The organism is Kitasatospora sp. NPDC087861 (genome assembly GCF_044742585.1).
In the GTDB taxonomy this organism is placed as follows: domain Bacteria; phylum Actinomycetota; class Actinomycetes; order Streptomycetales; family Streptomycetaceae; genus Kitasatospora.
Map to the genome: position 1 here is coordinate 435174 of NZ_JBIUUS010000004.1, position 11831 is coordinate 447004.

Sequence of the window (11831 nt, forward strand, 5' to 3'; positions counted from 1 at the left end):
ACCGAGGGGGGAGCCCTGCCGGACTCCCCCCTCGGCGGTCGGCCGTCCGGGCGATCTACAGGCGCGGATCGACCGGCTCGGACTCCAGCGCGAGCACCGCGAACACCGGCTCGTGCACCCGCCACAGCGGCTCGCCGGCCGCCAGCCGGTCCAGCGCCTCCAGGCCCAGCGCGTACTCGCGCAGCGCCAGCGAGCGCTTGTGGCCCAGCGACCGCTCGCGCAGCCGGTGCAGGTACTCGGTGTAGTCCGGGCCGTAGACGATCCGCAGGTACTCCCGGCCGCGCACCTTCACCCCCGGCTGCACCAGCCCGCCCGGACGGCCCTCGCCCCGCTCCGTGCGCACCATCGAGGCCAGCGGCTTCACCACCATGCCCTCGCCGCCCGCCCCCGTCAGCTCCTCCCACCAGGCGGTGGCGGCGGCCACCGACGCCTCGTCCTCGGTGTCCACCAGGAGGCGGCCGGTGCGGTGCAGGACCGGTGCCTGCCCGTCGTCCGCCGCGACCAGGCGGTCGATCCAGGCGAGGTGCTCGTCGTGCGGGCGCACCGCGAGGTTCGCCCCCTCGGCGGCCAGCACCTGGAACGGCGCCAGCCGTACGCCCGACAGCCCCTCGGTCGGCCAGCAGTACCGCCGGTACGCCTCGGTGAACGCCTGCGCGTCGGTCGCGCGCTGCCGCTGCCGGACGGTGAGCTCCGCCAGGTCCAGCCCGCGCCCGGCTGCCCGCTCCAGAGCGGCCAGCGCCTCCGGCAGGGCGGCGCCCGCCGCCGCACCGACCGCCGCGTACTGGCGGCGCAGCAGCTCCACGGCCTTCAGCGACCAGGGCATCAGCTCGGCGTCCAGCAGCAGCCAGCCGGTGCCCAGCTCGTCGAACAGCCCCGAGCGTTCGGCGACCGCCCGGACCCGGCCCAGCACGGCGGCGGTCAGGTCGCCGTCGGCGAGGAACGCCCGGCCCGTCCTGGTCCAGATCGCGCCCGGACCGGCCACGCCGAAGCGCCGCTCCAGCGCCGCGTCGTCCCGGGCGACCAGCGCCACCGCGCGCGAACCCATGTGCTTCTCCTCGCACACGACGTGCCGCACGCCGTCCCCGCGGTAGGCGGCGAACGCCTCCTGCGGGTGCTCCAGATAGCCGTCCCGGCGGGAGGTGGCGCTCGGCGCCATGGTCGGCGGCAGGTAGGCGAGCAGCCGCGGGTCCAGCGCGAAGCGGCTCATCACCTCCAGCGCCGCCGCCGCGTTCTCCTCCCGCACGGCGACCCGCCCGTGCAGCGCGGTCTCGACGCTCCGGCGGCCCGTCACGTCGGCGAGATCCAGCGGACGGCCCTCGCGGGCGCCCGGCGCGTCCGTGACCAGCGGCCGCACCGGCGCGTACCACTCCTGCTCGGCGGGCACGCTCACCAGCTCCCGCTCCGGGTAGCGCAGCGCCGTCAGGCTGCCGCCGAACACGCAGCCGGTGTCCAGGCAGACGGTGTTGTGGACGAAGCTCGCCGACGGCACCGGCGTGTGGCCGTACACCACCAGCGCCCGGCCCCGGTACTCCTCCGCCCACGGGTAGCGCACCGGCAGGCCGTACTCGTCGGTCTCGCCGGTGGTCTCCCCGTACAGCGCGTGCGAGCGCACCCGGCCCGAGTTGCGGCCGTGGTACCGCTCCGGCAGACCGGCGTGGCAGACCACCAGGGCGCCGCCGTCCAGCAGGTAGTGGCTCACCAGACCGCGCATGAACTCCCGGGCCTCGGCCCGTAACTCCTCCGACTCGGCGGCCAGCTGGTCCAGCGACTCCTGCAGGCCGTAGGCGACCGTGACCTTCTTGCCGTCCAGCGCCCGGCCCAGCTTGTTCTCGTGGTTCCCCGGCACGCACAGCGCGTGCCCGGCCGCCACCATGCCCATCACCAGGCGCAGCACGCCCGGCGTGTCCGGGCCGCGGTCGACCAGGTCGCCGACGAACACGGCGGTACGGCCCGCCGGGGGGACCGCGTCCACCGGTCGGCCCTCGGCGTCCCGGGTGAGCGTGTAGCCGAGCCGGGTCAGCAGGGTCTCCAGCTCGGAGCGGCAGCCGTGGATGTCGCCGACGATGTCGAACGGGCCGGTCAGGTGGCGCAGGTCGTTGTGGCGCTTCTCCAGCCCCACCTCGGCCGTCGCCACCTCGGCCGCGCCGCGCAGCACGTGCACCTTGCGGAAGCCCTCGCGCTCCAGACCGCGCAGGGAGCGGCGCAGCTCGCGGTGCTGGCGGGGGATGACGTGGGCCGGCAGCCGGCGGTCCGGGCGGGTGCGGTTGCGCTCGGCGCACACGCCCGGCGGGACGTCCAGGACGATCGCGATCGGCAGCACGTCGTGCTCACGGGCGATCCGCACCAGTGCGTGGCGCGCCTCGGGCTGGACGTTGGTGGCGTCCACGACGGTCAGCCGGCCGGCCGCGAGGCGCTTGCCGACGATGTAGTGCAGGAGGTCGAAGGCCTCGGCGGAGGCCGACTGGTCGTTCTCGTCGTCGGCGACCAGGCCGCGGCAGAAGTCGGAGGAGACGACCTGGGTGGGCAGGAAGTGGCGGCGGGCGAAGGTGGACTTGCCCGCGCCGCTGGGGCCGATCAGGACGACCAGGGAGACGTCGGTGACGGGGAGGCGGCGGGGTGCGGCCTGGTCGTGGTGCTGGTCGTGGACGTGGTGCTGCTCGGACGCCGGGGCGGCTTCATCGGTCATCGGGGTTCGCCTCCTTCGGGCGTCGTGGGGCTGGGGGTGGGGGTCGGGGTGTGAACGGGAGTGGGGGTCGACTCGGTCGGGGTGCCGAGGCGGAAGAGGGCCAGCTGGGTCGGCGCACCGACCTCCCCGTCCTCCGGGCCCACCGGGCGCAGCACCACCGTGTAGCCGTACGAGGCCGCGACCCGCTCAGCCCAGGTGCGGAACTCGGCGCGCGACCACTCGAAGCGGTGGTCGGCGTGCCGGACGACGCCCGCCGGCAGGCTCTCCCAGCGGACGTTGTACTCGACGTTCGGCGTGGTGACGACCACGGCCCCCGGCCGGGCCGCGCCGAACACCGCGTACTCCAGGGCGGGCAGCCGCGGCAGGTCCAGGTGCTCGATCACCTCGCACAGCACCGCCGCGTCGAAGCCCTTCAACCGGGCGTCCGTGTACGTCAGCGCACCCTGTGCCAGCGTCACCCGGGCCGCCTGCCGCTCCGGCAGCCGGTCCAGGCGCAGCCTGCGGGACGCCGCCTGCAGGGCCCGCGCGGACACGTCCACGCCGAGCACCTCGGTGAACCGGGTGTCCGTCAGCAATGCGCCGATCAGCTCGCCCTGGCCGCAGCCGAGGTCGGCGACGCGGGCCGCACCCACCTCGCGGAGCGCGGCGACGATCGCGGTACGGCGCTGCACGGCGAGGGACGGCGGCCTGGGCGCCGCCGTCGGCCCGGTGGTCTCCTCGGTCTCCTCGGTCTCCTCCGGACGGTCGGCGACCGCGTTGTCGATCTCCTCGGCCTCGCGGTCGTCCGCCTCCGCCAGCCTGGCCAGCTCCAGACGCTCCATCGCCGTCCGGGTCAGCGACCAGCGCCGGGCCAGGTAGCGGCGGGTGATCAGGGCGCGCTCCGGATGGGCGGCCAGCCAGCCCTCGCCAGCGGCGAGCAGCTTGTCCACCTCGTCCGGGGCGACCCAGTAGTGCTTGGCGCCGTCCAGCACCGGCAGCAGCACGTACAGCTGCTGGAGCGCGTCGGCGAGCCGCACGGCGTCCGACACCAGGACGAGCCGCACGTACCGGGACTCGCCCCACTCCGGGAACGACTCGTCCAGCGGGATCACCGCCGCCTCGACCCGCCAGCCCAGCGGCTCGAACAGCCGGGCCGCCATCGCCGGGCCGCCGCCCTCGCCCGCGCCGTTCGCGGGCACCGCGGGCAGCGTGATCCGCAGCGGGCGCGGCCGGTCGGCCAGCCCGGGCCGGGCGGGGCAGGCCCCCTTCATCGCGGACCGGAACACCGTGCGCAGCGCCACCGCGAGCAGCGAGGACGTCGCGTACGGGCGGTCGTTGACGTACTGGGCGAGCGCGCAGTCCGGCGAACCGCCGCGGCCCCGGCCCCTGCGGACCAGGGCGATCGGGTCGACGTCCAGCAGCAGCGCCGCCGTGCAGAGCTCGTCGCCCGCCTCGGGGTAGAAGACGTGCGCCTCGCCGTGCGACGTCGCGAACCGCTGGACCCTGTCAGGGTGCTTGTGCAGCAGGAACCCGAGATCGGTGGCCGGGCTCTCGGCGCTGCCGGTGGTGGAGATCGACATGAACACCCGTCCGAGTATTGCCCAGCACACACCCGCTGAGCACCGGTTTTTCCCGCCCGGCGGCCGTCCGTCGGGGCCCGCCCGCGGCCGTGCCCGCGCGGTGGGCGTGTTCGCACCACGGGTGTCCTCGCAGGTGGGGGTGTTCACGCGGTGGACGTGTTCGCACCGTGGGCGTGTTCGGCAGCAGAGCCCCGCATTGGTTAACGTGCACGGTGTGACTGCTGAATCCACCTCCCTCCCGAGCGGCGCCGTCGCCGCCGGCCTCGCCACCATCGCCGCCGACGGCACCGTCCTCGACACCTGGTTCCCCACCCCCGCCCTGGCCACCGAGCCCGGCCCGGCCGGCACCGTCCGGCTGACCGCCGAGCAGGCGGAGGCCGAGCTCGGCGCCGGCGCGGCCGAGGCGCTGCGTGTCGACGCGCGCCGCGGGGTCGAGGTGGTCGCCGTGCGCACCACCATCGCCTCGCTCGACGAGAAGCCGCTCGACACCCACGACGTCTACCTGCGCCTGCACCTGCTCAGCCACCGCCTGGTCAAGCCGCACGGCCAGAACCTGGACGGCATCTTCGGCCTGCTCGCCAACGTCGCCTGGACCAGCATCGGCCCCGTCCCGGTGGACAGGGTCGAGCAGACCCGCCTCGCGGTCCGTGCCCAGGGCGGCCAGCTCGCCGTGTACGGCATCGACAAGTTCCCGCGGATGACCGACTACGTCGCCCCGTCCGGCGTGCGCATCGCCCACGCCGACCGCGTCCGCCTCGGCGCCCACCTGGCCGCCGGCACCACCGTGATGCACGAGGGCTTCGTCAACTTCAACGCCGGCACGCTCGGCACCTCCATGGTCGAGGGCCGGATCAGCGCGGGCGTCGTCGTCGGCGACCACAGCGACATCGGCGGCGGCGCCTCGATCATGGGCACCCTCTCCGGCGGCGGCAAGCAGGTCGTCTCGGTCGGCGAGCGCTGCCTGCTCGGCGCCAACGCCGGCATCGGCATCTCGCTCGGCAACGACTGCGTCGTCGAGGCCGGCCTCTACGTCACCGCCGGCACCCGGGTCACCACCCCGGACGGCGCCGTGGCCAAGGCCGTCGAGCTGTCCGGCCAGGACAACCTGCTGTTCCGCCGCAACTCGCAGACCGGCGCCGTCCAGGTCATCGCCCGCTCCGGCTCCTGGGGCGGCCTCAACGCCGACCTGCACGCCCACAACTGATCTGCGGGCCCGCACCGTCGGGGTCCGGAGCCGGTTCATCGGCTCCGGACCCCGGTCTCGTTCTACGGTCTGCGGTAGCGCCCCGGCGCCGCGCTCGCGGCGCCGGGGCCCAACTTTTGGCGCTCTGCTGTTCCGGTGGGCCCCTCCCCCTCCCCCCTCCCCCCTCCGCCCCCACCCTGTGATCCCGACCCCCTGCTCCCTCCCGGGCTGCTCGGCGCCGGGCATACCGGCGCCGAGCAGCCACTACCGGCCCACCCGCCTATCGCCCCACTCACCCACTGGCCTACTCGTCGCAACCCACCTCGTGGGCTGCCCGCAATCGAGGGGGCGTCCCTCCACTCGCAACCTCGCCCACCTAGCTCAGGCTGCTTTGCGGCGGCAAGCCGGGCTCACTCGGGAGACTTACGGCGTACTGGAGTTGGACCGCATCGGGTGGTGCGCGGTGACTGCTCTCCGGAACGGTTCGTTAGGTGCTGCGGCGGGGGTGCGTACCTCGGTGGCACGGCATCAGGCACCCTCGCTGCGCAGGCCGAGCCACCGTCGGCCGCTTCACGCCGCACTGCCGATCCGAAGAGGTCCCGCCATGTCCGAACCAACGACCACGCCGCAGCTCCCGCGCAGCCCGGCGGACTTGGCCGCCGATACCTCGTCCGGGCCCGCCACGCACAAGAGCCTGCTGGAACAGATGCAGGAACTGCTCGCCTCGGTGACCGCGGATCTCGCCGAGCTGCAGTCCTCCGGCGCTCGGGACGCCGACCCGGCCGCCTACCCCACCGGCACGGACACCTCCTCCGACGCTCCGGCCGCGCCAGGCACCCGGTAGTCCGGTGCCCGCCCCCCGTCCGTCGGCCCGCCCTCATCCGGCGGGCCGAGCCGGACCACGAGTAAGGGTGAACCCCGCTCGGCCGGTGCCCCGCCGAGCGCCACGCTCTCCTCGCTCTCCGAGCTGCTCACCACCTTCCGCAGCCGCCCGGTCAGGTCCTTGCACTCCGCCACCGCGTCGACGCCGTCGATGCACGTCCAGTAGAGGCTCTCGGTGTCGGCCCCGCAGGCCAGCACCACCAGCGTCTCCCCGACGTCCCGCAGCAGCCCGTCCAACGCCCCCAAGGTCGGCGCCAGTTCGCCGAGTCCGGTGAGCCGCCCGGCCCGGCCGCCGCTCAGCACGGCGGCCCTGACGACGGAGCGCTCCAGGCACACCGCCGCGTGCGCCCCGGCCTCGGACAACTGCTGCCCCAGCCCGGTGAGCTCGTCGTCGTCCAGCTCCGCCAACCCGGCCCCCACCGCCTCGGTGAGCAGCGCGGCCTGCCGCGCCTCGGCCAGCACGTCCGGTACGTGTCTGGCCTCGGCCAGGGCGTGCCGGGCCCTCTTGATCAGTCGCAGCGCCTCCATGGCCGCCACTCCTTTCGCTCGCTGTCGCCGTGGGACCGCGGCCGCCAAAGGGGCGGCCACGTGGTCACGGCGAAAGCGTGCGGCGAAGTCGGCAGGCCCGCATCCACCTATTCCGAAGCTGTGGAAAAGTCCGGGGCTGTGGACAAATCCCGTCCCTCACACGGATTGGTCGTTCACGTCCCGGTTGACGTCCGGCCCGTCCTCGCCGTCTCCGCCGCCGTCCGCCGACCCGTCCGGCACCGGAAAGCGGAGCTCGTTCCGCTCGATCTTGGCCGCGAGGGCCTCCAGCGGATCCACCCCGACGACCGTGCAGAACTGCACCAGGTACGCGAGGACGTCCGCGACCTCGTCCCGCACCCGGTGGGCGCGCTCCGGCTCGGACATCACCGCGGCCGCCTGCTCGGGCGTCAGCCACTGGAAGATCTCCAGCAGTTCGCCGGCCTCCACGCTCAGCGCGGCCGCCAGGTTCTTCGGCGTGTGGAAGGGCTCCCACCGCCGGGCCGCCGCGAAGTCCACCAGCCGCTGCCGCAGGTCCTCCAGGGTCGGCCCGGTGGGCCCGGCCGGTTCCCCCGGCCTCGTCACTCGTTCGCTCACTCGTCCAGGTCTACCTCATCCGCCTCCGGGGCGGCCCCGTCCCCGCGCCCGCACTGGGCCGGCACCCGGGCCGTCTCGGGCCGCAGCACGGTGTGCCCCGAGTCCGGGTCGCGCCGGCACTCGACCAGCACGGCCGCGCCCGACCGCGGGTCGGCCGCGCCCAGCGCCTCCCGCGCCGCGGCCGGCTCCTGCAGGGCGGCGAGGACGCGCAGTTGGTTGCGCCCGGACATGTCCTGCGCCAGCCGCAGCAGTGCGGCGGTCTGCTCGTCGGAGAGCCCGGCGCCGAGGTCCTCGGCGAGCACGGTGAGCTGCCGGTGCGCCCACGGCACCTCGGCGGCCACGTCGAGGTCGAGCACCCCGGCCCCGGTGAGCAGCACCGCGGCGAACGCGAGGTGGCGCAGCATGCCGTCGGAGGCCTGGTCGGCTCCGGTGCGCCCGAGGACGCCCTCGTCGAAGACGGCGAGGACGCGCTCGTCGGGCCCGCTGCCGCGGTGGGCGAGCGAGAGCCCGAGCAGCGGGTGCGGCGCGGCGGCCTGGACGGCGCGCAGGAGCTGCCCGTAGCGGCGCGGGCATTCATTGGCGAGCCTGGCGATGACGGCGGAGATGTTGGCGGCGTTGCTGCGTAGCCGGGCCTGTGGGTCGGGCCGGGCCCAGCCGCGCATGAGGGCGGGGACGGGGTGGACGGGGAAGACCTCGCGCAGTGCGGTGAGCAGGTCCTCGGCGGCGGCGAGGACCTGGCGTTCGCCCGGGGAGGAGCCGGCCACCCGCAGCGGCAGTTGCGCGGTGATCATGGTGCCGCTGGGGAAGGGTGCCCGGATGTCGCCCTGGCGGGTGTCGTTGTGCCAGCAGACGTTGACACGCCGCTTGCGGACGTTCTGCTCACCGGTGTCGACGAGGGTGCGGCCGTCGAGGGTGAGCGATTCGCGGGCGATCCGGACCGGGCCGTCGGTGCGGACGACGACGTCGAGCCGGATGCGGCCGTGCGGGGAGCGGACGGTGCAGCCGAGGATGACGGCGTCGCGCCCGTGCGGGACGCACCCGTCCAGGCCGCCGCGGACGGGCCGGGCGAGGGGGCCGGTGCGGTCGGGCAGCCCGTCGAGGGAGTCGGCGATCTCCTCCCCGAGGGCGAGCCGGGACAGCACGGCGAGCGCGTCGAGGGCATTGGACTTGCCGACGCCGGCGGGCCCGTGCAGGACGGTGAGGGGAGCGAGCGGCAGGACCGCGCGCCGATAGGACTTGAACGAGGTGAGCCGGAGCTCCTCGACGGTGGGACGTGTTACGGATGACCGATCGGGCCCCGGGGCGCTCGGTCGGGGGTGGGCCGGCGCGGCGGGCCGGGTGGCGTCGCGGTTCACCCGTCGGACGTTAGCCGCAGGCCGGGCGGCAGAAACGTGCCTGCTCGGCAGATTCATCCCAACGTGGCGGCCGGTCCCGACCGGGCACCCCGCAGCCCCGCCGTCCTGCCGACCCGCAGCCCCGTGGCCCCGCCGTCCTGCCGACCCGTGGCCCCGCCGTTCAGCGCCGGTAGGCAGCCACCGTCACGGAGGCGGTCACCTCGACCGGATCCGGCAGGTCGGCGAGCGCGGCGGCCAGGCGGTCCGGGTCGGTGTGCCAGGCGCTGGGGCCCATGCCGACGACGGTGCGCACGTCCTCCGGGCCGAGCCGCAGGGTGAACTCGACCTGCCGCTGCCGGGCAGGGGTCAGGTACGGGCCGAGCTTCTCGTCGATCCGCCGCTGCTTCTCCTCGTCGACCGACAACAGACCCAGCGCGTCGACGAGTTCGCGCAGATGGCGAGCGGTGGGCGAGACCAGCAGCAGGGTGGCGCCGGGGCGCAGCACGCGGCGGATCTCGGGCCCGTTGCGCGGGGCGAAGACGTTGAGCATCAGCCCGGCGGAGGCGTCGCGCAGCGGCAGCGGCCGCCAGGCGTCGCAGACGACGGCGCCGATCCGGGGGTGGGCCTTGGCGGCGCGGCGCAGCGCGTACTTGGAGATGTCGAGCGCGGCGCCGACGCGGCCGGGCAGGGCGTCGAGGACGTGGGCCAGGTAGTGGCCGGTGCCGGCGCCGAGGTCGGCGACGAGGCCTTCCGGGTCGGCGGCCGCGGCGGCCTCGGCGAGGGCGTCGACGATGGGCCGGTAGTGGCCGGCGGCGAGGAAGTCGGCGCGGGCGGCGACCATCTCGGCGGTGTCGCCGGTGCCGGTGTGGGCGTCGCCGGCGAGGAGGCTGACGTAGCCCTGCTTGGCGAGGTCGAAGCTGTGGCCGGCGGGGCAGCGCAGGGCGCGCTCGTGCCGGGTGAGGTCCTGCGCGCAGAGGGGGCAGGCCAGGTAGTGCTCGATGTCCTGCAGCAACGTTCCGTCTTCTCTCGCCGTTCGGCCCGGGCGCCCAGGGGTCTCGCCGGTCCCCGGACGCCCCGGGGTCTCGCTGGCCCGGTGGCCCTGAGCAGCCAGCCTAACGACCCCGCCGGGCGCGACGGCCCGCCCGGCCTGCCGGCCCGGCGAGGTCGGGCGCACCCGGTCTACCGACCCCGCTCCGCCGATACGCGACCGCGCTCCGCCGCGACGCGCAGGGCGAGGGCGGCGAGCGCCTCGGGCGCGCCGGGCCGGCCGCGGACCCCGGGGAAGGCGTTGACATCGACGATGACGGGTTCGGTGGGCCCGTCGAGCAGGTCGACGCCGTAGACGTCGAGCCCGAACACCTCGCCGACGCGCAGGGCAAGGGCGGCCCGCTCGGCGGGCGGCTCCCAATCCTGTGGCCCCAATTCCCGTGAATCAGAGGTGAGTTCGGACCGGCGCCGGGCAGCGAACACCTGCCGGTCGATCACCCACAGCTTCTGGTCCCAGCCGGTCCCCCGGACGAACGGCTGGGTGACGACGGGCTCGTCAGGCCAGTGCGCGGCGAGTTCGCGCAGCCGAGCGGGGCCGTCGACTCGCGCGACCAGGTCGTGGCGCCGACTGTGCCGACTCTTGACGACGAACGGGTAAGCAGGATCGGCGAGTTCGGCGAGCCGACCGGCGTCGACGGTCGCCGCGAAGGGCAGCCCGGCGGCGTCCGCGAGCTCGGCCATCCGCACCCGGTCCTGACAGAGCTCGGTCGCTGCGGCAGAGTTGACGACGGGCGCACCGCTCCGCTCCAACTCCCTTGCCAGCACAAGCGCTTGGCGGGTACGCGCCTTGAGTAGATAGACGTCGGCCGGCCCGCCCGCAGACCCGGCGGGGTCGACCGTCACCACCTCGTGCCGACGCGCCAGCAGCGCGGCGGTCGCCGCGAGCACCGGGTGGTCGGGGCTGGCGGTGATCAGCCCGATCCTCATATCGCCCCACCGAACTCCGAGCCGCCGAACTCGGACCGACCGTACTCTGACCGGCTGAACTCCGACCGGCCGAACTCGGATCCACCGAACTCCCCGCCACCGAAGCCCAGGTGCCCGTACCCGGCGCCGCCCGCCGGCACCAGCGCGGGGGCGGGAGCCGAGACGGCCGTCCCGCTGCGCGCGAGCCGCAGCACCGCCCGGGAGACCCTGGCGACGGCGTCCGGCACCTGGCGGAAGCTCGGGAAGTCGTTGACGTCGACGACCACCGGCCCGTCCGGCCCGAGCAGCACGTCGACGCCGTACAGGTCGAGCCCGAACACCTCGCCGACCTGCGCCGCGATCCGCGCGACGTCCCCGGGCAGCGGCACCTGCCGCTCGCGGACGCCCTGCCCGGGGTGGAGCGGGGAGGAACGTTCCGTCGCGAAGAGCTCGCCGTCGACGCAGTACACCTTGAGGTCGGTGCCGGAGTTGGGCACGTAGGGCTGGGCGATCAGCAGCCCCTCGTCGGCGAGTTCGGAGCCGAGGTCGAGCAGGTGGTCGGGGCTGGGCACGAGCCGGACGGCGCGCCCGGAGCTGCCGTCGGCGGGCTTGACGACGAGCGGGTACTCGGCGGCCGGTATCTCGGCGAGCCGCTCCCAGCGGGCGGCGGCGTAGGTGACGGGGACGGGCAGGCCGCGGGTGCGGGCGATGACGGAGGCCAGCGCCTTGTCGCGGACGCCGCGGATGGAGCGGACGTCGTTGACGGTGGTGAGGCCGACGGCGGCGGCCGCGTCGAGCAGGGTGAGCCCGGGCCCGCCCGAGACGGTCTTGAGCACCCAGGCGTCGTGGCTGCCGGCCCGGACCGCCTCGGAGATCGCCATCAGCGAGTCCCCCGGGCGCAGCACGTCCACCCGGTGCCCCCACGCGGTGAGCTGGCGCACCACGTCGAGCGGCATGCCGTCGTGCCGGTAGTGCTCCTCCACCAGAAAGCAGAGCCTCATGGGCCTGTCTTCCCCCCTTGCCGAACCGAGTGCGGACGTCCGCCGTCCCCCCTCGGCAGAGCTGTAAAGGCATCAGCATGCCACGCGGTATACGTACAAGATCGCTGCGAG

General features: G+C 74.9%; 10 protein-coding genes. 2 read left to right on the forward strand and 8 right to left on the reverse strand.

Annotated elements, in window-relative coordinates:
- Positions 1-55: 55 nt before the first annotated feature.
- Both ACIOJE_RS09320 and ACIOJE_RS09325 read right to left on the reverse strand, forming a co-directional pair.
- Complete coding sequence (locus tag ACIOJE_RS09320; RefSeq protein ID WP_400774583.1) at positions 56-2686, reverse strand: polynucleotide kinase-phosphatase; 2631 nt, start codon at positions 2684-2686, stop codon at positions 56-58.
- Positions 2683-4251 carry a 3' terminal RNA ribose 2'-O-methyltransferase Hen1 gene (locus ACIOJE_RS09325; RefSeq protein WP_400774585.1) on the reverse strand — a complete coding sequence of 523 codons (1569 nt, stop codon included), beginning with the start codon at positions 4249-4251 and terminating at the stop codon, positions 2683-2685. Before ACIOJE_RS09325 ends, ACIOJE_RS09320 begins: the two co-directional genes overlap by 4 nt.
- A 208-nt stretch (positions 4252-4459) precedes the next feature.
- Here ACIOJE_RS09325 and dapD point away from each other — a divergent pair, with 208 nt between their 5' ends.
- Together dapD and ACIOJE_RS09335 are read left to right on the forward strand one after the other, a co-directional pair.
- A complete protein-coding gene (gene dapD, locus ACIOJE_RS09330; protein WP_400774588.1) occupies positions 4460-5449 on the forward strand; it encodes a 2,3,4,5-tetrahydropyridine-2,6-dicarboxylate N-succinyltransferase in 990 nt (329 codons plus the stop codon).
- A gap of 583 nt (positions 5450-6032) precedes the next feature.
- The gene (locus tag ACIOJE_RS09335; protein WP_400774590.1) at positions 6033-6272 is read left to right on the forward strand and encodes a hypothetical protein; all 240 of its coding nucleotides are present in this window, start codon (positions 6033-6035) and stop codon (positions 6270-6272) included.
- Here the strand turns inward: ACIOJE_RS09335 and ACIOJE_RS09340 are convergent.
- From ACIOJE_RS09340 to ACIOJE_RS09365, 6 genes are all read right to left on the reverse strand, one after another.
- Positions 6215-6838 (reverse strand): DUF6099 family protein, encoded by a 624-nt coding sequence (locus tag ACIOJE_RS09340; RefSeq protein WP_400774591.1) that lies wholly within the window; start codon positions 6836-6838, stop codon positions 6215-6217. The genes ACIOJE_RS09335 and ACIOJE_RS09340 overlap by 58 nt on opposite strands.
- 156 nt (positions 6839-6994) lie before the next feature.
- Complete coding sequence (locus ACIOJE_RS09345) at positions 6995-7378, reverse strand: nucleotide pyrophosphohydrolase (RefSeq protein ID WP_400774646.1); 384 nt, start codon at positions 7376-7378, stop codon at positions 6995-6997.
- 50 nt (positions 7379-7428) lie between these two features.
- Positions 7429-8787 carry an ATP-binding protein gene (locus ACIOJE_RS09350; RefSeq protein WP_280677187.1) on the reverse strand — a complete coding sequence of 453 codons (1359 nt, stop codon included), beginning with the start codon at positions 8785-8787 and terminating at the stop codon, positions 7429-7431.
- 160 nt (positions 8788-8947) lie between these two features.
- Complete coding sequence (locus ACIOJE_RS09355; protein ID WP_280677189.1) at positions 8948-9778, reverse strand: putative RNA methyltransferase; 831 nt, start codon at positions 9776-9778, stop codon at positions 8948-8950.
- A gap of 167 nt (positions 9779-9945) precedes the next feature.
- Positions 9946-10740, reverse strand: coding sequence for a RimK family alpha-L-glutamate ligase (locus tag ACIOJE_RS09360; RefSeq protein ID WP_400774594.1), 795 nt, complete (start codon positions 10738-10740; stop codon positions 9946-9948).
- Entirely contained in the window at positions 10737-11720 is a 984-nt protein-coding gene (locus ACIOJE_RS09365; protein ID WP_400774597.1) for a RimK family alpha-L-glutamate ligase, read from the reverse strand. The genes ACIOJE_RS09360 and ACIOJE_RS09365 overlap by 4 nt, the downstream gene beginning before the upstream one ends.
- Between the last annotated feature and the right edge of the window lie 111 nt (positions 11721-11831).

Excerpts from the sequence above, each read along its gene's own strand:
- ACIOJE_RS09320 (WP_400774583.1), bottom strand. The coding sequence starts at position 2,686 with ATGACCGATGAAGCCGCCCCGGCGTCCGAGCAGCACCACGTCCACGAC.
- ACIOJE_RS09360 (WP_400774594.1), bottom strand. The coding sequence starts at position 10,740 with ATGAGGATCGGGCTGATCACCGCCAGCCCCGACCACCCGGTGCTCGCG.
- ACIOJE_RS09335 (WP_400774590.1), top strand. The coding sequence starts at position 6,033 with ATGTCCGAACCAACGACCACGCCGCAGCTCCCGCGCAGCCCGGCGGAC.
- ACIOJE_RS09365 (WP_400774597.1), bottom strand. The coding sequence starts at position 11,720 with ATGAGGCTCTGCTTTCTGGTGGAGGAGCACTACCGGCACGACGGCATG.
- ACIOJE_RS09340 (WP_400774591.1), bottom strand. The coding sequence starts at position 6,838 with ATGGAGGCGCTGCGACTGATCAAGAGGGCCCGGCACGCCCTGGCCGAG.